The 22,760-nt window shown below is 67.9% G+C and carries 26 protein-coding genes; 12 read left to right on the forward strand and 14 right to left on the reverse strand.

What is annotated here, in order from left to right; genetic code table 11:
- The first annotated feature begins 364 nt into the window (after positions 1–364).
- Positions 365–1,534, forward strand: coding sequence for a Cmx/CmrA family chloramphenicol efflux MFS transporter (locus ACYQ5L_RS17615; RefSeq protein WP_459958774.1), 1,170 nt, complete (start codon positions 365–367; stop codon positions 1,532–1,534).
- Between the two features lies 1 nt (position 1,535).
- Here the strand turns inward: ACYQ5L_RS17615 and ACYQ5L_RS17620 are convergent, their stop codons facing one another.
- The 4 genes from ACYQ5L_RS17620 to ACYQ5L_RS17635 form a co-directional block, all read right to left on the reverse strand.
- Positions 1,536–2,636, reverse strand: a complete 1,101-nt coding sequence (locus ACYQ5L_RS17620) for a S1 family peptidase (protein WP_459958775.1) — start codon at positions 2,634–2,636, stop codon at positions 1,536–1,538.
- Positions 2,637–2,838: 202 nt separating this feature from the next.
- A complete protein-coding gene (locus ACYQ5L_RS17625; RefSeq protein WP_459958776.1) occupies positions 2,839–3,036 on the reverse strand; it encodes a hypothetical protein in 198 nt (65 codons plus the stop codon).
- A 110-nt stretch (positions 3,037–3,146) separates the two neighbouring features.
- The gene (locus ACYQ5L_RS17630; protein WP_459958777.1) at positions 3,147–4,712 is read right to left on the reverse strand and encodes an L-lactate permease; all 1,566 of its coding nucleotides are present in this window, start codon (positions 4,710–4,712) and stop codon (positions 3,147–3,149) included.
- Positions 4,713–4,793: 81 nt separating this feature from the next.
- A complete protein-coding gene (locus ACYQ5L_RS17635; protein ID WP_459958778.1) occupies positions 4,794–5,606 on the reverse strand; it encodes an AraC family transcriptional regulator in 813 nt (270 codons plus the stop codon).
- Positions 5,607–5,845: 239 nt separating this feature from the next.
- Here ACYQ5L_RS17635 and ACYQ5L_RS17640 point away from each other — a divergent pair, with 239 nt between their 5' ends.
- Both ACYQ5L_RS17640 and ACYQ5L_RS17645 read left to right on the forward strand, forming a co-directional pair.
- Positions 5,846–6,625, forward strand: a complete 780-nt coding sequence (locus tag ACYQ5L_RS17640) for a phosphotransferase family protein (protein WP_459958779.1) — start codon at positions 5,846–5,848, stop codon at positions 6,623–6,625.
- Between the two features lie 250 nt (positions 6,626–6,875).
- Positions 6,876–7,172, forward strand: coding sequence for a hypothetical protein (locus ACYQ5L_RS17645; protein WP_459958780.1), 297 nt, complete (start codon positions 6,876–6,878; stop codon positions 7,170–7,172).
- 135 nt (positions 7,173–7,307) lie between these two features.
- On the opposite strand, the gene ACYQ5L_RS17650 is transcribed toward ACYQ5L_RS17645, so the two are convergent.
- On the reverse strand, positions 7,308–8,201 hold the full coding sequence (locus tag ACYQ5L_RS17650) for an NAD(P)H-binding protein (protein ID WP_459958781.1): 894 nt from the start codon (positions 8,199–8,201) through the stop codon (positions 7,308–7,310).
- A 68-nt stretch (positions 8,202–8,269) separates the two neighbouring features.
- Here ACYQ5L_RS17650 and ACYQ5L_RS17655 point away from each other — a divergent pair, with 68 nt between their 5' ends.
- From ACYQ5L_RS17655 to ACYQ5L_RS17665, 3 genes are all read left to right on the forward strand, one after another.
- The gene (locus ACYQ5L_RS17655) at positions 8,270–9,076 is read left to right on the forward strand and encodes a LysR family transcriptional regulator (RefSeq protein ID WP_459958782.1); all 807 of its coding nucleotides are present in this window, start codon (positions 8,270–8,272) and stop codon (positions 9,074–9,076) included.
- Between the two features lie 88 nt (positions 9,077–9,164).
- Positions 9,165–10,742 carry a deoxyguanosinetriphosphate triphosphohydrolase family protein gene (locus tag ACYQ5L_RS17660; protein WP_459958783.1) on the forward strand — a complete coding sequence of 526 codons (1,578 nt, stop codon included), beginning with the start codon at positions 9,165–9,167 and terminating at the stop codon, positions 10,740–10,742.
- A 143-nt stretch (positions 10,743–10,885) separates the two neighbouring features.
- Positions 10,886–11,347, forward strand: a complete 462-nt coding sequence (locus tag ACYQ5L_RS17665; RefSeq protein ID WP_459958784.1) for an SRPBCC family protein — start codon at positions 10,886–10,888, stop codon at positions 11,345–11,347.
- A gap of 4 nt (positions 11,348–11,351) precedes the next feature.
- Here the strand turns inward: ACYQ5L_RS17665 and ACYQ5L_RS17670 are convergent, their stop codons facing one another.
- Positions 11,352–11,687 (reverse strand): hypothetical protein, encoded by a 336-nt coding sequence (locus tag ACYQ5L_RS17670; RefSeq protein WP_459958785.1) that lies wholly within the window; start codon positions 11,685–11,687, stop codon positions 11,352–11,354.
- 89 nt (positions 11,688–11,776) lie between these two features.
- Here ACYQ5L_RS17670 and ACYQ5L_RS17675 point away from each other — a divergent pair, with 89 nt between their 5' ends.
- Together ACYQ5L_RS17675 and ACYQ5L_RS17680 are read left to right on the forward strand one after the other, a co-directional pair.
- Positions 11,777–12,172: an NAD-dependent epimerase/dehydratase family protein gene (locus ACYQ5L_RS17675; RefSeq protein ID WP_459958786.1), complete on the forward strand. Its 396-nt coding sequence runs from the start codon at positions 11,777–11,779 to the stop codon at positions 12,170–12,172.
- 83 nt (positions 12,173–12,255) lie between these two features.
- Positions 12,256–12,954: a bleomycin resistance protein gene (locus ACYQ5L_RS17680; RefSeq protein ID WP_459958787.1), complete on the forward strand. Its 699-nt coding sequence runs from the start codon at positions 12,256–12,258 to the stop codon at positions 12,952–12,954.
- A gap of 66 nt (positions 12,955–13,020) precedes the next feature.
- On the opposite strand, the gene ACYQ5L_RS17685 is transcribed toward ACYQ5L_RS17680, so the two are convergent.
- From ACYQ5L_RS17685 to ACYQ5L_RS17695, 3 genes are read right to left on the reverse strand one after another with little or no spacing between them, the layout of a single operon-like run.
- Positions 13,021–14,400 (reverse strand): acyl-CoA dehydrogenase family protein, encoded by a 1,380-nt coding sequence (locus ACYQ5L_RS17685; protein ID WP_459958788.1) that lies wholly within the window; start codon positions 14,398–14,400, stop codon positions 13,021–13,023.
- Between the two features lie 54 nt (positions 14,401–14,454).
- Positions 14,455–14,742 (reverse strand): putative quinol monooxygenase, encoded by a 288-nt coding sequence (locus ACYQ5L_RS17690; RefSeq protein WP_459958789.1) that lies wholly within the window; start codon positions 14,740–14,742, stop codon positions 14,455–14,457.
- Between the two features lie 21 nt (positions 14,743–14,763).
- Positions 14,764–15,411, reverse strand: a complete 648-nt coding sequence (locus ACYQ5L_RS17695; RefSeq protein ID WP_459958790.1) for a dihydrofolate reductase family protein — start codon at positions 15,409–15,411, stop codon at positions 14,764–14,766.
- 57 nt (positions 15,412–15,468) lie between these two features.
- On the opposite strand from ACYQ5L_RS17695, the gene ACYQ5L_RS17700 reads away from it, so the two are divergent.
- A complete protein-coding gene (locus ACYQ5L_RS17700; RefSeq protein ID WP_459958791.1) occupies positions 15,469–15,990 on the forward strand; it encodes a winged helix-turn-helix transcriptional regulator in 522 nt (173 codons plus the stop codon).
- 63 nt (positions 15,991–16,053) lie between these two features.
- Here ACYQ5L_RS17700 and ACYQ5L_RS17705 read toward each other — a convergent pair whose 3' ends face one another.
- Both ACYQ5L_RS17705 and ACYQ5L_RS17710 read right to left on the reverse strand, forming a co-directional pair.
- Positions 16,054–16,341 (reverse strand): hypothetical protein, encoded by a 288-nt coding sequence (locus tag ACYQ5L_RS17705; protein WP_459958792.1) that lies wholly within the window; start codon positions 16,339–16,341, stop codon positions 16,054–16,056.
- Positions 16,342–16,376: 35 nt separating this feature from the next.
- Positions 16,377–17,216: an SDR family oxidoreductase gene (locus ACYQ5L_RS17710; RefSeq protein ID WP_459958793.1), complete on the reverse strand. Its 840-nt coding sequence runs from the start codon at positions 17,214–17,216 to the stop codon at positions 16,377–16,379.
- 151 nt (positions 17,217–17,367) lie between these two features.
- On the opposite strand from ACYQ5L_RS17710, the gene ACYQ5L_RS17715 reads away from it, so the two are divergent.
- The 3 genes from ACYQ5L_RS17715 to ACYQ5L_RS17725 are packed head-to-tail and all read left to right on the forward strand — an operon-like array spanning position 17,368 to position 19,370.
- Positions 17,368–18,405: an iron-containing redox enzyme family protein gene (locus tag ACYQ5L_RS17715; protein WP_459958794.1), complete on the forward strand. Its 1,038-nt coding sequence runs from the start codon at positions 17,368–17,370 to the stop codon at positions 18,403–18,405.
- Positions 18,395–19,090 carry a HemK2/MTQ2 family protein methyltransferase gene (locus tag ACYQ5L_RS17720; protein WP_459958795.1) on the forward strand — a complete coding sequence of 232 codons (696 nt, stop codon included), beginning with the start codon at positions 18,395–18,397 and terminating at the stop codon, positions 19,088–19,090. Before ACYQ5L_RS17715 ends, ACYQ5L_RS17720 begins: the two co-directional genes overlap by 11 nt.
- Positions 19,068–19,370, forward strand: coding sequence for a CDGSH iron-sulfur domain-containing protein (locus ACYQ5L_RS17725; RefSeq protein WP_459958796.1), 303 nt, complete (start codon positions 19,068–19,070; stop codon positions 19,368–19,370). Before ACYQ5L_RS17720 ends, ACYQ5L_RS17725 begins: the two co-directional genes overlap by 23 nt.
- On the opposite strand, the gene ACYQ5L_RS17730 is transcribed toward ACYQ5L_RS17725, so the two are convergent.
- The 3 genes from ACYQ5L_RS17730 to ACYQ5L_RS17740 form a co-directional block, all read right to left on the reverse strand.
- On the reverse strand, positions 19,295–20,455 hold the full coding sequence (locus tag ACYQ5L_RS17730) for a serine hydrolase domain-containing protein (protein ID WP_459958797.1): 1,161 nt from the start codon (positions 20,453–20,455) through the stop codon (positions 19,295–19,297). The two genes, ACYQ5L_RS17725 and ACYQ5L_RS17730, sit on opposite strands and share 76 nt — an antisense overlap.
- A 197-nt stretch (positions 20,456–20,652) precedes the next feature.
- Entirely contained in the window at positions 20,653–21,138 is a 486-nt protein-coding gene (locus ACYQ5L_RS17735; protein WP_459958798.1) for a diadenosine tetraphosphate hydrolase, read from the reverse strand.
- A gap of 52 nt (positions 21,139–21,190) precedes the next feature.
- Positions 21,191–22,648, reverse strand: coding sequence for an aminotransferase class I/II-fold pyridoxal phosphate-dependent enzyme (locus ACYQ5L_RS17740; protein ID WP_459958799.1), 1,458 nt, complete (start codon positions 22,646–22,648; stop codon positions 21,191–21,193).
- Positions 22,649–22,760 lie beyond the last annotated feature (112 nt).

Consider the following 22,760-nt stretch of genomic DNA (forward strand, 5'->3'; position numbering starts at 1 on the left):
ATCATCGACCGGGAACCGGTGGCGGGCCCTTCTCGGGCTTTGCCGCCACCAGTTCCCGGTCGATGTCGTTTCACATACTGCGGCGGGAGCGGTGTCTGAAGGGGGGCGCCGGTTTGGCTCGGGCGGGTGGGTTGTTAGGGTGGGGGCGTGAATTCTCCGGAGGCATCCGAACGGTAGCCGCCTGGCCTGTGTGCCGGGCGGCGTTGTGAGTGTGGTCGTGCCAGTTGTCGTGTGGCTGGCGGTGTTTGGCTGCTCGCAGCGCCGGACGATGTCCTTTCGTGCGGTCGGGTGCTGGATCACCCGTTATCGCGCCACATCTCGGGTGCCCTGATCGTGGCCCCTGTATCCGGAGAGTTGCCTCTTCATGCCTATTGTCGTTTTCGTGCTCGCGGTCGCGGTTTTCGCCCAGGGCACATCCGAGTTCATGGTCTCGGGACTGCTGGAGCAGATCGCGACCGATGTCGGGATCTCGCTCGGCGCAGCGGGATTGCTGACTTCACTGTTCGCCGCCGGGATGGTGCTGGGTGCGCCGGTCATGGCGATGACGGCCGGTCGGCTGCCGGTCAGATACTCGCTCGGGGCGTTCTTGGCGGTGTTCGCCCTGGCCCACGTAATCGGCGCCGTGACAGACGGATTCGCGATGCTGCTCGTGACGCGTGTGCTCGCCGCGATCTCGAACGCCGGGTTCCTGGCGATCGCACTGGCGGCGCTGCCGCGGCTGGTGGGGCCCGCCGCGGTCGGCCGCGCGACCGCTGTGGTGGTATCCGGGGTGACGGTGGCCTGTATCGCCGGTGTTCCCGCGGGGACGGTGCTCGGCCAATTGTGGGGATGGCGTTCGGCGTTCTGGGCCGTCGCGATCCTCAGCGCGATGGTTCTCATACCGCTGTGGGTGCTGATCGGCCGTGCGATGAGCGAGGCCGGCCAGCATACCGGGCGCGGCCCGTCGATCCTGCGCGAATGGTCGGTGGTGGGCGACCGATCCATCCTCATCGCCGTCACCGCGGGCATCCTGGTCAACGCCGGAACCTTCGCCGGATTCACCTACCTGGGCTCGATCACCGCCGGCGTACCGGGAATGGGTGATCAGTGGGTTCCCGTGGTGCTGGGCATTTTTGGCGTCGGCTCTTTCGTCGGCGTCCTGCTCGGCGGACGCTTCGCCAGCCATTCCGCGCGAGTCATCAAGATCGGAACGTGTGCCCTGATCGGCATCTGGGCGCTGGCCGCGCTGGCCGCACACACGCTCCCCGGCGTTCTGACGGCATCCGCGATAGCGGGTGCGGCCGCCTTCGGCGTCGGCTCCGTGCTGATCGGCACAATCGTGCAATCCGCCGCCCCGACCGCACCCCATATCGCGGGCGCCTTGGCGACAACCGCTTTCAATCTCGGCGCCGTCCTCGGCCCCGCCATTGCCGGTGTGGTCGTCGACAACACCGGCCACCCGTCCTCGGCACTGTGGTCCAGCGCGGCCTTCGCCCTGATCGCGCTGACCGCGGTCCTGCTACCCACCCCTGCGCCGGTGCATTCCCGCGGGTGAACTAGTTCGTACGGATACGGAGGCCGGGATTCTCGGCGAGAACCGCGCTGACGGATTGGGCCACGACTCGAAAGAGATCCTTGCGAGTCTGGTCCTGCCAGCGAGGATCCAGATAGGCCCGAGGATCGACGGGCAGATCCAGCTTGCTCTCCAGCCTGCTGACAATGCCCACGGCCTCCGTACCGGTGATGACCGGCCCTCCGCTGTCCCCGGAGAATTGGAAAGCGGTGTGGCTGAACGACTGCGGCGGACCGTCATCGGAGGGTTCGTCCACGTCGACGATCACCCCGCAGGTGAAGCCGGTGGTATGGCCGAGCTTGCACACGGGAGCGCCGACAATCGGATCGGCGACACCGGTGATCCGCAACCCCTGCATGCCACGGCTGCGAACGAAGTTGTTGTCGAACAATGGCCGGGCCTCGTCATTGATCCGAACAATCGCGTAATCGCGCTCGCTCGTCTTGAACGTCAATGACTTCTTGAAAACGCCGACCGGCGTGTCCACCCCGTTTTGTGTCGACGGCGCGAACACCTGCAATGGATGCGGTTGCTCCTTCTCCGCCTCCATATCGCAATGCCCCGCGGTCACATTGACCGCCGCCCCATCCTGATCCACCCCATTGAAGCCCCAGGAACACATCCCGAAACCCACCTTCTTTCCCCGCGGCGGCATGGCCACGAAGGGATCCCCACCGGCGACCTCCCTCGCCGCCTCCCGTTCCCCGCCCTCCTGCACGGGCGCAGGGCGGGCCGGGGAGCCGGGCAGCTCCACCGTCACCGCATCCCGTACCTCGAATCCGGCCGCAGCGGCCGCACTTCGAACGAGTTCCGCGCCGACATTCGGCGCCAGTGCGAGCACCCCCTGCCCGGCTGCGCCCAACCCCACCTGCTCGACCGCCCCCGGAAACAATTCCCGCGCGGTAGCCGCGAACCCCGCCAATTGCCGCGCCACCCGCGCCCGTCTCAAATACTCCTCCCCGGACATATGCAGATCCCGGGAAATAGCCTCCACCATCTCATCCGGCAACACCCCCATCGGCTGCACAGGCTCGCCCTGCGCCACCACCGGCCCCCCGGCACAGGCAACCATCAGCCCGACCACAACACACCGCCACCAACCCCGCACGCCGAGTCCCTTCCTGCGCTGTCGAACAAACCAAATAGGCCGACAATCCCGGAAAACCGCATCAATAATTCCATTGCACGGCTCTATTTCCCCGCAGGCAGCAATGGGCGCGGCGCATGCACGATTCGCTGGAGGAACGATGCGGGTTAGAACCCCGCCAGGCCGACGTGGCGGTACTTCACGAATGCGCGATCCGCACCAATTGCTTGCCGAGGTTGCCGCCCTCGAAGACCGCGCGCAATGCGCTCGGGGCGGATTCCAGTCCACTGCTCACGGTTTCGGCGATCGTGATATCGCCCCGGGCGTGCCAGTCGCGCAGGGCGGTGAAGGCTTCCGGGAATCGGCCCAGATAGTCGACGAAGATGAAGCCTTCCATACGCGCTCGATCGAGGGCCAGGCGCATGCAATTCCGCGGCCCGTGCGCAGGATCGGAGCCGGTTTTCCGAGTCGAGGGTCGTGCGGAGTGGCGGCAGCCGCGAGGATCGATCAGCCCGCCGCGAAGAAGACCACCACGATCGTGACCACCGAGAGGGCGGCGTAGATCGCCGCCGCGACCCGCAGTCCGAAGCGGAGCAGGGTCCGTTCGGAGGTGCCGGAGTTCTTGGCGTGGTCACCGGCCACGGCCAGGATCAGCATGATCATCGGGAGGGAGGTGAAGACGGCGTGGCCCGCTCCGCTGTTCTGCACCGCCGCGAACCAGGTGTCCAGGCCGGCCGGGGCGAGCTGCTGTTGCAGGGGCAGCATCAGGACGTTGCCGCCGACGTTCGAGCCGGTGACGAAACCGCTGAGCATGCCGAGAGCGGGGGCGGCCAGGGCTACCACCAGCAGCGGGGCCGAGGCGACCGCCGCGCCCAGTTCGGTGATCATGCCGCTGTCGGACATCAGCCGGCCGAGGGCGACGAAGCCGGTCAAGGCGAGCAGCGGGCGGGCGACGCGCACCAGGGCGGCGCGGGCATCCGGGAGGTGCGGGCGGCCGCGGTCCAGCAGCAGGGCGGCGGCCAGCAGCGGCAGACCCGGCGAGGACAGCAGCGCGAAGCTCGCGCCACCGGCGTGCAGGCTCAGCGGCGGGACACCGGCGGCGGTCGCTGCGCGCAGGATCGCGATGCCGCCCAGAACGAGGCCGTACGCCTGCAGGACGGCACGGGGAGGCAGCAGGCCGCCCGTGGCGGGTTCGGCCTGCTTCAGACTGCGCGCACCGCGCCCGTGAATCTCACCGGTCGTCTCGCCGCGGGCGAACTGTGCTGCGGGTGAGCCTGTTTCGGAGTTGTGCCGGTGCCATACGGCGGCCAGCACCAGCGCGGTGGCCGTCGTGAACAGCCCGGCCAGCACGCCCGCCGGTGCGACGATGCCCAGCCGATTGAAGGTCAGCAGTCCGGCCGAGAGCAGAGCGCCCGCGCCGGCGGCGAGGGCCGCGGCGCCCAACCGCCGCGAGGGGCGAGCCAGCAAAGCCGCCCACACGGCCACCAGGGGGAAGACCAGGCTGCTGGTGATCGCAGTCGCGGTGCCCAGCGTCGCCGTCGGAAGACTGATGAGTTCGGCGCCGATCACGGTGGCCAATCCGAGCGTCCCCCACGGCATGATGTTCATCCCGAGCATGGCCTGCCGCAGTGCGGTCGGCGGCGATGCGAGCGCCAGCAGGGCCGGCACGGTGACCAGCAGCGACACCCCGAACCCGGTGAGCGCCTCCACCGTTGGCGCGATTCCCGCGATCACGAGCGCGACCTTCGCGGGGACCGGCAGAGGCAGCCCGCGCACCCATTCCTGCAATGAGTTGTGCACACCGCGGCGGGTGAGCACCTGGCTGAGATAGACACCGGGAAGCATCACCGCGGCCGCATTGAGCACCAGCAGACCGGCTCCGCCCGCGGCCCGGCCGAGCGCGCTACCCGGCAGCGTGAACTCCGGCCGCCACCAGATCAACAGCGCCGCCACGGCGACACCCGCGGCCGCGGCCAGGTGCGCCGGCTTGCGCCATCCCATGATCGTCCCCAGCACGACGACCAGCGGGAACACCGCCAATACCCACATCATCGTTCCCACACGGCCTTTCATCGCTCACAACATTCGCGACAGAGCTTGACGGTCCGTATGGTTCGCGGTCTTGAACAAAAATCTCGAGCGGCCGAGCCGGGCTCAGGGCCGGATCGCCCCCGGCGTCACCCCGAAGTAGCGCTTGCAGATCCGGGTCAGGTGGGCCTGATCGGCGAAACCCGCCGCGACCGCCACCTCCGCCGGCGCCTGCCCGGCCAGCAACAGCCGGCGCGCGCGATTGGCCCGCAACCGCAGCAGATAGGCGTGCGGCGGCAGCCCGTACGCCTCCCGGAAAGCGGGAATCAGCGAGGCCCGCGGCACCCCCGCCGCAGCGCTGAGCTCGGCGACGGTCACGGCCTCACTCCACCGATCGTGCAGCAGCTGGCGAGCCACCTCGATACCCCGCCGCGGCAGCACCCCGCCCGCCGCCACCGGGCCGCGGCGAGCATGTCTGCGCAACACCGCATCCAGCCCCGCCAGCAGCAGCGACTCCGCGGTCAGCGGGTCCCCGGCGAGCTCCTGCTCCCGATGCACCGCCCGCAACCGCGCGAACAATTCGTCATCGCGCACAGCGGTTTCGGGAAACCACACCGCACGCGTACCCAGCCGCTCACCCGCCAGCTCCTCCACCAATGCGGTATCGAAATAGAACATCCGATACCGCCATCCGGAATTCACCGCGGCAAACCCGGTGTGCACCTGCTCCGGATTGATGATCACCAGCTGCCCGGCGGGAATCACCACCTTCCCGCCCGCCATGTGCAGCCCTTCCGCCCCCTCCTCGATAACCCCGACCGACAGCTGCTCATGACTGTGCTTATCGAAGGCGAACGTCTCGAACCGAGCGGTGAGCAGATCCACCTGCGGGCTCGCCGGCGCCGTCCACAGCCGCGCATGCTCACCCACCGATTTCACCTGCGAATGCTAGCAATTCGGTGGCCGAGCGAATCGGCCGGCGCGGGCGCCCGGAAGCTCCACCGGCCGAGATGAGCCACGGGTTGTGGCGAGCGGCGGGCAATACCGTGGCTGTATCAATGTCGTACATCATCAATGTCGTACATCCGAATCCAGGGCGAGTCATGGGCGAGCCGACGGTGCGAGCGTGAACGGAAAACCCGGCGACGCCGGTGGCCGTCGTCGCGATAATTACCGGCGTGGAAGAGGTCGAGGTCGTTGTCGCACACCACGAGCGCGCGACCTTGCGCGTGGGCGAGGTGTTCCTGAAGGTCGACGCTGATCAGGGGCGTACCGATATCGAGGTCGAGGCGATGGCTCTGGCGCCGATCCCGACTCCGGAAGTGTTGTGGCGCAAGCCGCCTGTACTCGCGCTGGCGGCGCTGCCGGGGAGGGCGCTCGGCCGCCTCGGCGAGCCGTCGAGCGCGTCGTCGGCGGCGTGGGCGGCGGCGGGGGCCACCGTACGGAGGCTGCACGACGCACCGCTGCCGCCGTGGACCGGTCGCAGCCTCGATGAGTTCGCGGCGCAGCTCGACTACGAATGTGGGTGGATCGTCGCGAACGGTGTTCTTCCCGCCGAGGTGGTTGGCCGCAACCGGCGGATTGCCGAGGCTGCGCTGCGGCCGTGGACGCCGGTGTTCACGCACGGGGATGTGCAGGTCGCGCATGTGTTCGCCGACGGTGACGAGATCACCGGGGTGATCGACTGGTCCGAGGCGGCGCCGGGCGATGCCATGTTCGACCTCGCCACATTGACGCTCGGCCACGAGGAACATCTCGGCGACGTCGTCGCGGGCTACGGCGGCGATGCCGACCTCGAGGTGATTCGTGCGTGGTGGTCGTTGCGCAGCCTGCTGGGCGTTCGCTGGCTGGCCGAGCACGGCTTCGACCCGAATTCGCCGGGGTCCGAGGTCGACGTGCTGAGAAGACAGGCGGCGCGAGACCGGGCACGAGACGTCCGGTCGGGTCGTCCGGTATGAGGTCTCGGGTCGTCCGGTACGAGGTCTCTCGGCGGCGGTAGGGGACCCGGTGGCCCGGCGCACAACTCCGGGTTGCGGTGACGCGGATCATGGTCACATTTGCACGAAATTTGCTAATGCCGCTCGGATGTCTGGTCGATGATCTCTGCGTGGTCGCTGATCACGCTTTCGAACAGTCCCGTTGTGTGGCGTGCGCGGACCGGGGAGTCGGCCCTTCGACCTTCCGTCCGTGCCGCGAGAAAGGCCGGCAATGAAGCGTTTCGCAGCAGTACTGACAGCTACGACCAGCATGATCGCGGTGCCGCTGATCGCCTCCGCGACCGCGAATGCCGATGTGTGGCAGCCGGCCCCCGGCATTTCCATTCCCCTGCCCGACGGTGTGTTCACCGGCAGTGCCGGCGTGAGGCCGAACCCGGCTCCGGCGCCCAACCCGGGCCCGCCGCCCGTCGAAGGCGAGCCGTGCGGTGACCAGGGCGGCCACTGGGTGCACCTCGACGGCGGCAATGCCGCCCACTACGGCACCGAATGGCTGTGCCGGGTCCCCTGAGAACCACGCCCCGAGGCGCGAATCCCGCGTTGAGCCCGCGAATCGCGCTCGCGCACATGTGAAATGACATCGACCGGGAACTGGTGGCGGCAAAGCCCGAGAAGGGCCCGCCACCAGTTCCCGGTCGATGATGTTTCAGATCGAGACCGCCGGTGCGAGGACCTGTTCGCACCATGTGCGGAAGCTCGTCGGGCCGACGGTCGCCGCGGTGCGCGGGACCCCGTCGTCGAGGCCGTTTTCCTTGGCGCGCATCATGTCGACGTAGGCGGTCGCGATCGGGTCGCCGATGCCTCGCGCGGTCAGGGTGGCGCGGAAGTCGTCGAGGGACTGGTGCCGGTAGCGGATGGGGCGGCCGAATACCTCGGACATGATGTGCGCCATGTCGTTCGGGGTCAGGTCCTCCGGTCCCAGTACCGGGACCTCGCCGGTTCCCGTCCAGGAGCGGTCGAGCAGCAGGTGGGCGGCCGCGGCGGCGATATCGCGGGTGGCGACCATGACGGACGTGCGGTCAGGAGCCACTGTGCCGGTGAAGACGCCGTCGTCTCGGATCGAAACCGCTTGCCACAGCAGGTTGTCCATGAATGTCGGGTTGGCCAGCGCCCGGTAGGCGACGCCCGTGCTCGCGATGAGGTCGTCCATTGCCAGCGAGGCCGTCACATGCCCGGCGCGAGCCGCGACGGGAGTGCCGCGCCCGAGCGCCGAAACGCCGACGACGTGGCCGATTCCGTGGGTGGTGAACGCTTTCGTGGCGGCGCGGGTGAATCCGAGGTACGCGGCGTCCAGGCTCGGTGCGTGCAGATCGGGCGGCGCCAGCCAGAAGACCGCGTCCGCGCCGGTGAAGGCCCGGTCCACGACATCGGGGTCGCCGTGCGATCCGGTGGCGATGTCGACGCGGGCGCGGACCGCCTCCGGGAGTTTGCCGGGGTCGCGCACAATGACGCGCAATTCCTCACTGCGAGTGGGTGTTTCGAGCAGAATCTCGAGCAGTCGGCCGCCGATGTGGCCGGTGGGGGAGGTGATGACGATCATGCTTCGAGTCTGGGGAACGGCGCCTCTCGGCGTCCAAGACCCTTTCCGTCGATTGATACCGTGAGGGTATGGATCTGGATCTGCGCAAGCTGCGCTACTTCGCCGCGGTGGCCGAGCACCGGCACTTCGGCCGGGCGGCGGCGCAGCTCTACATCGCTCAGCCCGTATTGAGTCGCCAGATCAAAGCCTTCGAACAGGAACTGGATTGCGAGCTGTTCGTGCGGACCACCCGCACCGTGGAGCTGACCGCCGCCGGACAGCAGCTCCACGAGGAGGCGCAGCGGATCCTCACGGCCGTCGACGCGGCGGTGCGGCGCGTCCACGATGCCGATCGCGGCGTGCGGCGGCTGGTGATCGCCTTCTCGGCCGGACTGTATGTCTCCGAAGCGATCCGGGAGTTCTCGGTGCGGCGCCCGGAGGTCGAAACCGACGTCGTCCCGGTGCGCTGGTGGGAGCCGGATGCGCCACTGCGTGACGGTCGCGCCCAGATCGGTTACCTGCGAAGGCCTTTCGATGAAACCGGGTTGCGCACCATTCCGGTCGGTCACGACCCCAGGGTTGCCTGCATGCCCGCCACGCACCCGCTGGCCGCGCGCCGCGAACTCACCCGGGCCGACCTCGACGGCGAACGGATGCTCGACACCCCGGCCAGACGGTCATCGTCACTGGAGGAAAAGTTCGAGCGCATCGCTTCCGGGCACGGCCTGGCCCTCGTCCCACTGACCGTGGCCCGCGCCTACGTCCGCCCCGACCTCGTCCACCGCCCCGTCGCCGACGCCCCCGCGGCCGAGACCTGCCTGGCCGTCGCCGCGGACAATCGCGACAAGCTCGTGCGCGAATTCCTCGACATCGCCACCGCGACGCTGCGACCCTGAGCCGCTCGATCGGCCTGCCGGCCGCTACGGAGGGGATCGGATCATGGGTCTGTCTCGTCGAGGACGGCGCCGCAGTAGGGTCGAGATCATGATTGGTGATGGTCCGGACCCGCGGCAGGGTCGGCGGTGGCAGGGGTCCGCCCCGGCCGCCCGCCCCGCCTCTGCCGATCTCGCGGTGAGCCCGTATCGGGTCGATCGGGATCGGATCATCGCCTCCCCGTTCTTCGCCAGGCTCGGGGGAGTGACGCAGGTGGTCAGCGCGAGCGGTTCCAGTCTGCTGCACAACCGGTTGACCCACAGCTTGAAGGTCGCTCAGGTGGGACGGGCGATCGCGGAGCGGCTGGCGGCCGATGAGCGGTTCCTGCCGTTGTTGGATGAGCTCGGCGGTTGTGATCCCGATGTGGTGGAGGCGGCCGGGCTGGCGCACGACCTCGGTCATCCGCCTTTCGGGCATCTCGGTGAGCAGGTGCTCGACCGGCTCGCCCGGGAGCGGTTCGCACTGCCGGACGGGTTCGAGGGCAATGCGCAGAGCTTGCGGATCGTCACCAGCACCGATGCGGGTGGGCCGATCGGGGTCGGGCTCGATCTGACCGCCGCCGTGCGCGCGGCGATATTGAAGTACCCGTGGACGCGCCTGTCGCATCCCGACCCGCATCCCCGCGACATGGCTGATCCGCCACGGGGCGCTTCCGCGCCCGCCGATGCGCCGGACAGCGGGTCGAGCAAGTTCTCCGTGTACATCACCGAACTCGACGAGATGGCCCAGGCGAGAGCGCCTTTCGCCGGGAAGCTGGCGGGCTGGCAGCAGACGGTGGAGGCCTCGGTGATGGATATCGCCGACGACATCGCCTATGCCATCCACGATCTGGAGGACTTCCACCGCATCGGCGTGCTGCAGCACGCGCCGGTCGCCGCCGAGCTCGGCCAATGGCGTTCTCATGCAAGGGAACTCGCCGCGATCGACGACACCGAATTGGCCAAGTGGTCGCGGCGACCCGGGCAGTCCCTCGAGTTGCTGCGTCGCCGGCTGCACAGCAGGGATTCCTGGATCGTGGACGACGATGCCTTCTCCGCCGCGGTGTCGCGGGTGCAGGCGGAGCTGGTGGAAGGTCTGCTCGCCATGCCGTTCGACGGCTCGGCGGAGGCCGAGCAGGCGGTCGGGCGGTTCTCGGCCGGGTGGACGAGCCGGTTGGTGTCCGGGATCGGTGTGGTGCCGGATCCGCCGACGCGGTCCGGGCACGTACTGCTCGCGCCCGCGCAGTGGCACGAGGTTCAGGTGCTCAAGTTCGTGCACAAGCAGTTCGTGCTGCTGCGGCCGGATTTCGCGCTGCATCAGCGTGGACAGGCGCGGCTGGTGACCGCGCTGGTGGAGGCGCTCGACCGCTGGATCGGTGATCGCGACGAGGCGAGCCGGCTACCGCGCCGGCTGCAGGATCTGGCCGAACGCGCCGAGGCCGAATATCGCACGCTCGCCGCAACGGACATGTCCGCGGTGTTCGGTGCGGCAGGACCGACCGGGCGGGTTCCCGAAGTGATCCATGAACTGGCGCGTGGGCGCGCGATCATCGACTTCGTCGCCTCGCTGACCGACAGCCAGGCCGCGGCCTTGCTCGCCGCGCTGTCCGGCCGGACCACCCAGCCCTGGTCGGACATGTTCGTGTTGTAGCGGTGGCCGAGGAGCTGATCCGGCAGCGGGCCGAACGTCAGCGCGCCTGAACCGCGGCTGGGCGCGCAATGCGGTACCGGGACACCGGTTTCGTGGGCTGCCGCCCGGGTAGGCGAGGGACACGACGATCAGAGGAGACCCCGATGAGCACCATCACCGCGTCGACAGAGGTGCACGTGCCCTTGCGTACCGCCTACAACCAGTGGACGCAGTTCGAATCGTTCCCGCATTTCATGGAGGGCGTGGAGCGGATCGATCAGCTCGATGCGACCCATACGCACTGGAAGGTCAAATTCGGTCCGGTGGAACGCGAATTCGATGCGACCATCACCGAACAGCATCCCGATGAGCGGGTTGCCTGGCATTCCGACAGCGGGCCCTGTCATGCCGGGGTGGTCACCTTCCACCGCATCAGCGACGACACCACCCGCATCATCACTCAGATGGATATCGATCCGGAGGGATTCGTCGAGAACGTCGGCGACAAGACCGGGCTGCTCGATCGCCGGATCAAGGGAGATCTGCGCCGATTCAAGGAGTTCATCGAGGATCGGCCGCACGAGACCGGCGCCTGGCGTGGCGATGTGCCACGCCCCGGGCGGTGAGAGGTCAGGCGGTTCCCGGGAAGAAGGAATCGCCGTCCTCGGGTGCGCCGGAGACCTGCCCGCGATGACGGCGGGTCGGCCGGTCATCCTCTGTGTCAACGAGGTTCGGGTCGTCGAGGTCGGCCGTCGATCGGCCGTCGCCCTCGGCGACCTCCTCGGCCAGGCGATCGGCGTGTGATTCGCCCTCACGCTGACCGCGCGCCGTCATCTCGTCACGATCGGCGGCCTGCCACTCGTCGGGCGGCGCGACGACCTCGTCACCGTCCTCGTTTCGGACATCATCGGAATCGAGGCTCTCGGTCGCGTCGAGCATGTCCGCTGGATCGGTTTCAGGGTTCATGCCACGCGGGTGCCCTGCGATAGCGGGACGAAACCGGATGATCATGCCGATTCGGCCTACCCGGGTAATGTCGGCCTACGTGGGACCGGATGACCCGGTCACCATCACCGTTCCCAACCCGGCCGCGCGATATCTACGACGAAACCAAGCTCGAGGCCGAAACCCTCGTCACGAGCGCTCATCACCCGTTCACATCGAGCGTGCTGCGCATCGCCCGCTGCTTCCCCGAGCCGCCCGCCATCCAGGCCGCACACCGCCTCTATCGGGGAGTCGACGTCCGCGACGTCGCTCGCGCGCACCGGCTGGCCGCCGAACGCCCCAATGTCACCGGCACATTCAATATCGCCGGTCCAATGCTGTTCCACCGTCAAGGCTGGCCGTTACCGGTCAAGATCGACCGCGTCTACGATTCGCGCAGCGCGGGCGATCACCTCGGCTATCACCCCGCTCACGGTGTCGCAACGCTCGTACCGGCACCCAGATAGCACCAGATCGTCGATGACCAGGGAAAGTCGGCCTTCTCACTTTCATGTGCGCGCCACCGGCCCGCGTCCCTACTTTCAGATCCATGACGGAGAAGGCAATTCCCAGACTCATGGCCCGATCGATCGACCCGGTGGCCGACTTCTACACCGCCCTCGGTTTCGAGATCACTTTCCGGCAAACGGCGCCCTACCAGTTCCTCAGCGTGAAACGCGGCGGCATCGAGCTGAACTTCTACGGAGACAAGAAGTTCGACCCAACCACCTCCACCCACGGCTGCCTGATCGACACCGATGACGTTGACTACCTGTACGCGGCCTTCACAGAAGGACTCCGGCAAGCCTTCGGATCCGTACCCACACAAGGACTTCCGCGAGTAGGAGCGCTGAAGAACAAAACCTACGGCGTCCGAGAGTTCCTGCTGAACGACCCCGCCGGCAACACCATCCAGATCGCCCAGCCGATCAGCGACGACCAGCGCCACCGCCCGCTCCCGAAAGAAGCCTTCGCCCGCGCCATCCACATGGGCTCTCTCTTCGCCGATTCCAAACAGGACCTGGAACTGGCGGTGAAAGTCCTCGACCGAGCCCTCCATCGAACCGACGAGCAACCAACCCCCACCCAACTCGTCAAACTCCTGGTCCTCCGCGCCGACGTAGCAGTCCGCCAAGGCGATTCGACCCTGGCCGAACGACTACTGACCCGCGCCAGGTCCACCGGAGCCACCGGCCCAGAACTGGCCGACGACTTCCGTCGAGCCGCCGAACTCGAAGCCGGGCTGTGAGTGGAACCCATCCGAGCATGGACGGATATCTCAGCACGACAGGTCCTCTCGGTCACGTCCGCGAGGTCAGCGTGGTGGGCGGAGGATCTTCAGGGCGGCTTTCACTACGGGGGCCGGGACGCGGTCGCGCATGTTGAGGGCGGTGGCTGCGGCTTTGGTGCGGGCTTCGGCGCCGCGGCCGAAGAGTTTGCTCAGGGGGCCGCCGGAGGGGGCGAGGTCGACGTGGAGGGGTGGGCGGTCGGGGGCTGCGCCGAGGGCGTGGGAGATTACTATGCGCTGGATTTCGCTGGTGCCCTCGAAGATGGTGTAGAGCTTGGCGTCTCGGAACCATTTTTCAACGGGGTGGTCGGTGATGTAGCCCCAGCCGCCCAGGGTTTGGATTGCGCGTTCGGTGGCTCGGACCGCTAGTTCGCTGGCGGCGAGTTTGGCCATGGAGCCTTCGCCGCGGTGGAAGGGGACGCCTCGTGCGGCCATCCAGGAGGCGCGCCAGGTCAGCAGGCGGGCGGCGTCGAGTTGGGTGGAGAGGTCGGCGATGGGGAAGGCGATGCCCTGGTTGTCGATGATGGGGGAGCCGAAGGCCTCTCGGTGCTTGGCGTAGGTGGTCATGTATTCGATTGCGGCTCGGGCGATTCCGAGGGCCTGGGCGGCGACCATGGGGCGGGTTTGCTCGAACGTACCCAGGGTTGCCGAGCCGGAGCGGCCGTCGCCGCGGATGGCGGCGCGGCGGGTGGCCAGGGAGCGCTCGAGTCTGTCGATGCCGCCGAGCAGGTGGTCCAGGGGGATGCGGACATCGGTGAACGTCAGCTCGGCGGTGTGGGAGGCGCGGCAGCCGAGTTTGTCGAGCTTGCGGACCAGTTCCAGGCCGGGCGTGCCGCCGGGGACGATGAACAGGGCCTGGCCGCGGTGGCCGAGCTGTTCGTCGACGACGGCGTTCACGACGTGCACGTCGGCGATGCCGCCATTGCCGATCCACATCTTGTGGCCGTTGATGATCCACTCGTCGCCGTCGCGGACGGCGCGGGTGCGCAGGTTGCGCACATCGCTGCCGCCCTCGGGTTCGGAAATGGCCAGTGCCGCCAGTTTCAGATCCCCGGGCGTGCCGAAACATTCGGGGGCCCAGCGCAACATCTGCTCGGGTGTGGCGGCCCGGCCGATCGCCGACAGCGCCAGGGCGGGCATGACGATCGCCAATCCGATCCCGGCGCAGCCCCAGAACACTTCCTCCATGAACATCGGCAGTGACAGCCCGGTCGAATCGCCGATGAGGTCGCGATAGAACAGCGGGCTGTAGAACCCTCGATCGGCGGCCTCCTCCAAGATCGGCCACGGAAACTCCTGGGCCCGGTCATAATGCGCCGCCACCGGCCGGATGCGGTCGCGGGCGAACTCGTGCGCCCGCTTGGCCAGGTCGTGCTGCGCTGCCGTCGGAGTCAGATCGAACGTCACGAATGGTCGATACCCCGTCAGCGCTCCTCGACACGCTGCCGCGCGAAACACCGCTCACGTCAGCGACCGCACCCCCGCGATGTCGTATTCGGCCACCGCGGCGGACCGAATCGCGGCGGTCTGCTCCGCGCTGGGCCCGCTGCCGCGAAACGCCTGCACCGCGGCACGCGTCTCCCAGCGCTCGAAGATCACCACCCGCTCGGGGTCCAGCAGGTCCGCGCTGACGGAGAAATCGAGGCAGCCGGGCGTGGTGCGCGCCTGGTCGACCACGGCGACGCAGCCCGCGAGGTAGGAGTCCCGCTCGGCGGCGTCCACGCGGATATGCCCTGCGACGATGATCATCGGCTGCTCCTGCTCGGCCGGTCACTTGCGCCAGAAGAAATGATGGACCACCGAGCCGCCCGGGCTCGGGACCTTCTCCAGGTGGAAGCGGTCGAGGAGGTCGTCGGGGCTGTTCCAGAGGCGTTCGCCGCGGCCGAGTTCGATCGGCGAGACGGCGAAATGGAGTTGGTCGATGAGGTCGGCGTCGAGGAACTGGCGGACGGTGGCGACTCCGCCGCCGATGCGGACGTCCTTGCCGCCGGCGGCCTCGAAGGCCTGGGCCAGGGCGTCCTTGGGGGAGGCGTCGAGGAAGTGGAATGTGGTCTCGCCCAGCGTGAACGACGGGCGCGCGTGGTGGGTGAGGACGAAGACCGGGGTGTGGAAGGGGGGTTCGTCGCCCCACCAGCCCTGCCAGTCGTAGTTCTCCCACGGTCCGCGCTGCGGGCCGAATTTATTGCGGCCCATGATTTCCGCGCCGATATTGTTGGCGTAATCGCGGGTGATGTAGTCGTCGAGGCCGTAGGTCCCGCCCGGATCGGTGCGGTTGGGCCAGTGCGCGGTGGCGCCCGCCCAGGCGAAGAAGGCGCCCGGGTCGGCGTGGCCGAAGGGACGGTCGAGGCTCTGGCCCTCGCCGGTGCCGTAGCCGTCTGCGGAGACCATGAAGTTTTGAACGCGGACCAGCTGTGCCATGAGAAATCCTTCTGGTTGCAACGTGCAATCGGTTGCGAATCTACCTAGACTGATCTCGTGTCGCAACCAGTTGTTCATCGCAAGCTGCCGGTGCCGCCCGGAAAGTCGGGCTGCCCGATCAATATGACCGTGGAGCTGCTGGGGGATCGGTGGAGCCTGATCGTGTTGCGCGACATGATGTTCGGCGGGCACACGCATTTCCGGGAACTGCTCGCCGCATCCCTGGAGGGCATCGCGTCGAATATTCTGGCCAACCGGCTCGCCAAGCTCGTCGACGCGGGCCTGTTGACCCGGCACGACGATCCGAGTCATCGGCAGAAGGTGGAATACCACCTCACCGAGGCATCCATCCAGCTGGTGCCGGTCCTCGCGCAGCTCGGCGCGTGGGGCGCGGCCTGGTTGCAGACCGCGCCGGAACTGACGGTGCGAGCGGAATTGCTCGCCGCCGGTGGGCCACCACTCTGGGAACGGTTCATGGCCGAATTGCGCGCCACCCACCTGGAGGGCGCGCCCGCCCCCGCGGATGGAGTGCTCGCGGAATTGACCGCCGCCTACCTCGCGGCGGTCGCCGAGTCCTAGGCCATCTCGGCGGCAGCGGTCAGCGCGGCCTGCATGGCGACACTGTGCGATCGACCCGGAACGCTAGTGGCCCTTCGGGTCTCGGAGGCTCTGTCCGCGCTGGGCTCGAACCCTGCGGTGCTCGAGCAGGATCAAGGCGCTGCCGCCGATCAGGCATACCGCTCCCGCGACCGCGGCGATGACGGCCCAGCCGGCGAAGCCGTAGCCGGCGGCGGTGAGTGTCGCTCCGAGACCGACCACGCTCAGCAGGATGAGGATCAGGCCGGGCCAATTGCGGTTGTCGAGAATGGTTTCCCCGGCGTGGGTTCGCGTCGTGCGCGCATCATCGGGGATATCGGCACTATCGGGCATCGGAATTCCTCCTAGCGGCGGTTACCCGCGCTCGACTACAAGATCGGCCGGCCACCGGTCACGGCGACCCGCGCACCGGAGATGTAGCTGCCGTCGTCGCCGGCCAGCAGCACATAGGCCGGTGCGAGCTCGGCGGGCTGACCCGCCCGGCCCAGGGGAGTGTCGTCACCGAACGCGGTCACCTTCTCCACCGGCATGGTCGAGGGAATCAACGGCGTCCAAATCGGCCCGGGCGCAACGCTGTTGACGCGAATCCCGCGCGGGCCCAGCAGTTGCGCCAGGCTGGCCGACAGATTCGCGATCGCGGCCTTCGTGGCGGCATACGGCGCGAGAGTGGGCGAGGGCATATCGGAGTTCACCGAAGAGCTGCCGATGATCGAGGCGCCCGCCTTCATATGCGGGAGAGCGGCTTTCACCAAGGTGAAGTAGGCCGACACGTTCACCTTGAAGGTGTAGTCGAACTCCTCGTCGCTGATTTCCTCGAGATTGTCATGGGTCATCTGATAGGCCGCATTGCTCACCAGCACGTCGATCGTGCCGAATTCCTTGACGGCGGTATCGATCAGGGCATAGCAGCGCGTGCTGTCGGACAGGTCGCCCGGTACGAGAACGGCACGGCGACCGGCATCGCGCACCAGTTTCTCGACCTCCGCGGCATCCTCGTGCTCGCTGAGGTAGGAGAGCACCAGGTCGGCGCCCTCGCGCGCGAACGCGATGGCCACCGCCCGCCCGATTCCGCTGTCCGCGCCGGTGATCACCGCGATCTTGCCGGTCAGCTTGCCCGAACCGCGGTAGCTGTCCTCGCCGCAATCCGGCGCGGGGCGCATCCGCTGCTGTGATCCGGGAACCTGCTGTTGTTGCTCGGGAAATCCCACGATGTACTCCCTTCGGCGCGGATAGGGCGGATGCTGCGGCCATACCCGGGCATCCGGTGCGAAAACCTCGGACGCCGTCACAGGGATTGGCGGGGCGCGGGCGGGGTACGCCGATCAATGCCGGACATTCCCGTAACCGAGGAGTTGCCCAGTGCGGCGTTTCGCGAAAACCGACACCACGAGACCGCTGCCCCGCCCGCGCGGCGAAGTGTCGATGGCGGTGGCCGAGACGCTGCGGCGGCAGGCCGGAACGCCGGTTCCGGTCTGCCGCGACGCCGACCCGTACGGCGATGATCTGCAGCTTGCGCTGCACACCTGCTACGCGCTGCACTACGACGATCTCGAGGGCGTGGATCCGGGCTGGGAGTGGGATTCCGGGCTGCTCGGTCTGCGTGCGGAACTCGAACGGCGGTTCCTGACGGCCCTGCGCGACGGCACGGCCGGAGGTGGCGATCTCGACGCGGAACTCGAGGAACTGCTGACGGTTCCCGCCGAGGAGACCGGTCTCGGCGCCTACCTGCGTGACCACGGCCTACCGTGGCAGCTGCGCGAGTATTTCGTGCATCGCTCGATCCTCCATCACCAGGAGGCCGACCCGTACGCGTGGTTGATTCCGCGGCTGCGCGGGCAGGCCAAGGCCGCGCTGGTCGCCGTCGAATTCGATGAGTTCGGGGGTGGGCGTGGGGATCGGATTCACCACCGGCTCTACGCGGACCTGCTGGCGGGCGCCGGTTTGGATCCGGGCTACCTGCACTATCTGGATGTCGTTCCGGCCCCCATGCTCGCGCTGGTCAACATGATGTCGCTGTTCGGCCTGCACCGCGATCTGCGGGGCTCGGGGATAGGTCATTTCGCGTCCGTGGAGATCACGTCCTCACCGGCGTCCCGGCGTCTGGTCGAGGCGTTGACCAGGTTGGAAGCCGACCCCGCCTGTGTGCTGTTCTACCGCGAGCACGTCGAGGCCGACGCGGTCCACGAGCAGCTGCTGCGCCGTGAGGTCATCGGCGATCTGCTGACCCGTGAACCGGGACTGCGCGAGGACATTGTTTTCGGAATCCAGGCCACCGCACTGCTCGAGGACCGATTCGCCGAGCACGTGCTGACCTGCTGGAATCAGGACCGCAGCTCCCTGCTCGCGGACGTGGCGGGTCCCTCGATCGACCCGCGGGGGACCCGGCATGCGGATTAGCGAGCGGTTCACCGGCTATCCGGTACTCGTGATGTTGATACGCGCACCGGGTGTCTACAAGCCCCAAGCCGATACCCGCATGCTCCTCCGAGCCTTCGCCGACGCGGGTACGCCGCCACACGGCCGGGTCCTCGATGTGTGCACCGGAACGGGCGTGCTCGCCCTTGCCGCCGCCCGGGCCCGCGCCGCCTCGGTGACGGCCGTGGATATCTCTCGTACCGCGCTGGTTTCGGCCTGGCTCAACAGCCGCCTGCGCGGCGCCGGGATCGAGCTCATCCGCGGCGACTTCCGAAACGCGCTGCGCGGGCGGCAATTCGATGTGGTGCTCGCCAATCCGCCCTACATGCCCGCCGCAGCGGCCGGCCCGCCCCGCGGCAGGGATCGATGCTGGGATGCCGGGTTGGAGGGCCGGTCGGCCATCGACGCCCTGTGCCGGCTCGCACCGGAATGGCTGTCCCCCACGGGCTTTCTGCTCATGGTCCACTCCGGGCTCTGCGATGCCGACCGCACCGTGACCGGCCTGCGCGACGGCGGGTTGAAGGCCGCCGTGGTCGCCCGCGCGACCATCCCGTTCGGGCCGGTCTTGCGCCGCCGCGCGGGCTGGCTGACAGCGCGCGGTCTGCTCATGCCGGGCCAGCACGACGAGGAATTGGTGGTGATCCGTGCCGACCGACCCCGAAAGTAACCGGCGGACAATCACTTACACCGCCGACGGCCCGGCCCTGGTCGAGGGCCCGGTGGAGCTCGTCACCGCCGACGGTCGCGTCATCCGGTCCGACCGCTGCGTGGTCGCGCTGTGCCTGTGCCGCCGCTCCGCGATCTATCCGCTGTGCGACACCAGTCATCGCAAGCGCCGGCGCGGCACGGACAAGGGCGATCAGCCGCCGGCTCAGGACGCCGAGCAGAGGGCGGCGTCGACGACCTTCCCGACATCGGCCGTGGCCTGCGACTGCTCGGGAACCTGATTGACGCTCACGGTGACCGCGCGGCCATCGCTGGTGACGCCGCCGCGGGTCTCGAATCCGTCGATATCGCCGCCGTGACCCCAGCTGTCCTTCCCGCAGGACAGCGTCTGACGCATCAAACCCAGTCCGTAGCCGATCGACACGTCCGGAACCGGCACGGGCACTGTGCGTTTCATTTCCGCGAGCTGATCGGCCGGGAGCAGTTCCCCATCCAGCAAAGCCATGAAGAACCGGTTCATGTCCGCGCCGCTCGAGACCATCGCGCCCGCCGCACCCGCCCACGACGGGTTCAAATTCGTGTAATCGACCAGCGTTCCACCCAGCGCGCTGTATCCGACAGGATGCGGACCCCGGATCTCGATCTCCTCGGGCCCCGGATAATAGGTGTCACGCAAGCCCAGCGGCTCGATGATCCGGCGTGTGATCTCCTCGCCGACCGTGCCCCCGGTAACCCTTTCGATCACCATTCCCGCCAGCGCATAGTTGGTATTGGAATACGCCCACTGCGCGCCCGGCTCGAAATCCGCCGGCGCGGTCAACGCATTACGCACAACCTCAGCAATATCGGTCTTCATCCACCGAGTCCGCTCGTTGTAGATATCGAGCTGCCCGGGCTTGGGCGTGACCCCGAACTCCGCCGCATACTCCGGCAGTCCACTGGTGTGCTGCAACAGATTCCGTATCGTAATCCGATTCCCGTCGATCCCCGGCCCCTGCACCACCCCCGGCAGGTACTCCTCCACCGCCGCATCCAATTCAACCTTCCCCTCCGCCGCCAACTGAAGCACGGCAGTCGCCACAAACGTCTTCGTATTGCTCCCGATCCGCACCCGCGCATCCTCGGGAAACGGCGTCCCCCTCTCGACATCCCCCACCCCCGCGGCCCTCACCCACACCCCGCTCCGATCACTGACCACAACCTGCGCCCCCGGCAATCTGTCCCCCGATACCAAATGTTCCAGCGCCGCAATGACTTCCGCCCGCCCGATCTCCGCACCCTCCGCCCGACCCTGAACGACCTCCCCCGAATCGCACCCCGCCAACACAGCGACCGCCACCCCCGCCGCGACCGCGGTGGCCAACACCCGACGACTCTGCCTGATACGCAAAACAATTCCCTTCTGCTGCGGACACAGTCACGCTACGAGTCGCCCCGCCCCCCTCCCCAGCTGGCGAACCCCCTTCTTTCCGGTGGTGCTAACCCCACCATGCCGCCCGTCTCCGCCCCTGGCGACGATCGCCACCGAATCCTGGCTAGCTGTCGACGACCTCGCCTGGTAGGTCATGGCAGCGGCGCGGACCCGAGTCGGTCGAGCTCCGCGCCGATCGCCTGGCGGATGTCGTCATGGCCGGGCGACAGGGCATCCCCCGGATCGTTCCACCGCTCGCGCGGATAGAGCCATACCGGCATGTGCACGAATTCGTCCGGCTCCCAGTCGTATCGCGGCCACACGTGGGCGTGCAGGAACGGATCGGTATTGCCGAGGATTTCCAGGTTCACCCGCCGGAACGCCGGATCCATTCTCCCGCAGACTCGCTCGACGGCTTCGCCGAGGTGATCCATATCGGTCAGGAAGGCGGCGCGCTTGGTGCGTGAAAGGTCGGAAAGCCGCTCCACGCCCGGTTCATCGACGAGCAGGACCGAATAGCCGGGAAGAAATTGGACCTCCCCGATCACCGCGAATCCGCCCGTCAAACGGCGGATGACTGTCGGGTTCTCGCCTCGCAGCGCGGTGCCGATCCGGTCGTGGCGGTAATCGTCACTCATGCGTGTCACCCCAATGAGCTTGTCGCCGTGCATCTACGCGGGATCAAGCATCCTACTTCAGTGACACCACCCGAAGGGTGTGTAGCTCGGAGTCTGCGGGGTCGGGGACGTTCATTCCCACTGCGGTTCCGGAGCGGAGGTAGTCGATTACCGCCTCGTCGATGAGTTCGCCGGGGACGAGGACGGGGATGCCCGGGGGGTAGGGGGTTACTTGTTCGGCGGCTATGCGGCCGGGGGCCTGGTCGAGGGGGACCGATTCGCAGGGGCCGAAGAAGGCGTCTCGGGGGAGCATGACCTGTTCTAGTTGGAGGTCTCGGGGGGAGGGGAGGGTGATGGGTGGGGGTGAGGTGGTGGGGGTGGTGGCGCGCCAAGTGGTGAGGGCGTCCACGAGGGTGTCGATGGTGGTTTGGTCGTCGGAGGTGGAGAGGGTGGCGAGGATGCGGCGGTGGTCGATGAGGCCCAGGTCCAGGCGGCGGTTGGTGCGCAGCCAGTCGGCTATGTCGTATCCGGTTGCGCCGGTGGGGGAGACGTCCATGAGGACTTGGAGGCGGTCCAGGTCGTGGGAGGCTGCTACGCCCAGGAGTTCGTCTGCCATGACGGTGATGCCGGGGATGCGGGCCAGGGCGGAGCGGGCTTTGGCGGCGGTTTCGAGGGCGGCGTCGAAGAGTTCGCGGCCGTGCTGGACCATGGTGCGGCGCCAGCCGTCGATGGCGGCGTAGAGGAGGACGTTGGGGCTGGTGGTCATGAGGAGGTCGGCGCACAGTTCGAGGCGGTCGCGGTCGATGAGGTCGCCTTGGACGTGGAAGACCGAGCCCTGTTCGAAGCCGGTGCCCATTTTGTGGACGCTCACCACGCAGACGTCGGCGCCGGCGTCCATGGCCCAGGTGGGCAGGTCGGGATGGAACGGGAGGTGCGCGCCCCAGGCCTCGTCGACGATGAGGGGCTTGCCGTGTTCGTGGCAGATGTCGGCGATGCTCTCGATATCGGCGCAGGTGCCGTAGGGGCTGGGGCTGACGATGAGCGCCCCGGCCGCGTCCGGATGCCGTTCCCAGCCCTCGCGCACCTGTTCCGGTGAGGGCGGGTGGGAGAAGTGGCGTTCGGCGTCCCAGCGGGGCGCGATCCAATACGGTTGGACGCCGGAGAACACGAGTCCCGCCACGATCGACTTGTGGCTGTCGCGTCCGAGAATCAGCCCGCCGTCACCGCCCGCCACCGCCAGCATGGCGGCCTTGACCGACAGCGAACTACCGCAGGTCGAGAAGAAGGCCCACTCGGCGCCCACCGCATCGGCCATCAACTCCTCGGCGTCGGTGAGATAACCCTGCCGCGCCAGCCGGTCGTCCAACCCCGGTGAGGCCAGCACATCGGCCCGCATCGCCCCGCCCAGGACCTCGAGAATCCGCGGATCCACATTCCGGCCCTGCCGGTGCCCCGGCGGCGTGAATCCATAACGCCCGAGCCTTTGGTAATCGGCCAGCGCGTCGAGAATCGGTGCGCGTTCATGATCCATCGCGGCTGCGATACCCCGGTTTCGCCCTGCCAAACACCCGCATCGCCGTCCCGTGAGCAGATCACCCGCAAACACGTCACTGAGCTGTGGAATCGTAGCGTTGCTGGGCCTG

It is taken from the genome of Nocardia sp. IFM 10818 (genome assembly GCF_054655275.1).

Excerpts from the sequence above, each read along its gene's own strand:
- ACYQ5L_RS17695 (WP_459958790.1), bottom strand. The coding sequence starts at position 15,411 with ATGGCACAGCTGGTCCGCGTTCAAAACTTCATGGTCTCCGCAGACGGC.
- ACYQ5L_RS17735 (WP_459958798.1), bottom strand. The coding sequence starts at position 21,138 with ATGAGTGACGATTACCGCCACGACCGGATCGGCACCGCGCTGCGAGGC.
- ACYQ5L_RS17645 (WP_459958780.1), top strand. The coding sequence starts at position 6,876 with ATGAAGCGTTTCGCAGCAGTACTGACAGCTACGACCAGCATGATCGCG.
- ACYQ5L_RS17660 (WP_459958783.1), top strand. The coding sequence starts at position 9,165 with ATGATTGGTGATGGTCCGGACCCGCGGCAGGGTCGGCGGTGGCAGGGG.
- ACYQ5L_RS17650 (WP_459958781.1), bottom strand. The coding sequence starts at position 8,201 with ATGATCGTCATCACCTCCCCCACCGGCCACATCGGCGGCCGACTGCTC.
- ACYQ5L_RS17680 (WP_459958787.1), top strand. The coding sequence starts at position 12,256 with ATGACGGAGAAGGCAATTCCCAGACTCATGGCCCGATCGATCGACCCG.
- ACYQ5L_RS17740 (WP_459958799.1), bottom strand. The coding sequence starts at position 22,648 with ATGGATCATGAACGCGCACCGATTCTCGACGCGCTGGCCGATTACCAA.
- ACYQ5L_RS17630 (WP_459958777.1), bottom strand. The coding sequence starts at position 4,712 with ATGAAAGGCCGTGTGGGAACGATGATGTGGGTATTGGCGGTGTTCCCG.
- ACYQ5L_RS17655 (WP_459958782.1), top strand. The coding sequence starts at position 8,270 with ATGGATCTGGATCTGCGCAAGCTGCGCTACTTCGCCGCGGTGGCCGAG.
- ACYQ5L_RS17690 (WP_459958789.1), bottom strand. The coding sequence starts at position 14,742 with ATGATCATCGTCGCAGGGCATATCCGCGTGGACGCCGCCGAGCGGGAC.
- ACYQ5L_RS17675 (WP_459958786.1), top strand. The coding sequence starts at position 11,777 with ATGACCCGGTCACCATCACCGTTCCCAACCCGGCCGCGCGATATCTAC.
- ACYQ5L_RS17670 (WP_459958785.1), bottom strand. The coding sequence starts at position 11,687 with ATGAACCCTGAAACCGATCCAGCGGACATGCTCGACGCGACCGAGAGC.
- ACYQ5L_RS17615 (WP_459958774.1), top strand. The coding sequence starts at position 365 with ATGCCTATTGTCGTTTTCGTGCTCGCGGTCGCGGTTTTCGCCCAGGGC.
- ACYQ5L_RS17720 (WP_459958795.1), top strand. The coding sequence starts at position 18,395 with ATGCGGATTAGCGAGCGGTTCACCGGCTATCCGGTACTCGTGATGTTG.
- ACYQ5L_RS17705 (WP_459958792.1), bottom strand. The coding sequence starts at position 16,341 with ATGCCCGATAGTGCCGATATCCCCGATGATGCGCGCACGACGCGAACC.
- ACYQ5L_RS17625 (WP_459958776.1), bottom strand. The coding sequence starts at position 3,036 with ATGGAAGGCTTCATCTTCGTCGACTATCTGGGCCGATTCCCGGAAGCC.
- ACYQ5L_RS17665 (WP_459958784.1), top strand. The coding sequence starts at position 10,886 with ATGAGCACCATCACCGCGTCGACAGAGGTGCACGTGCCCTTGCGTACC.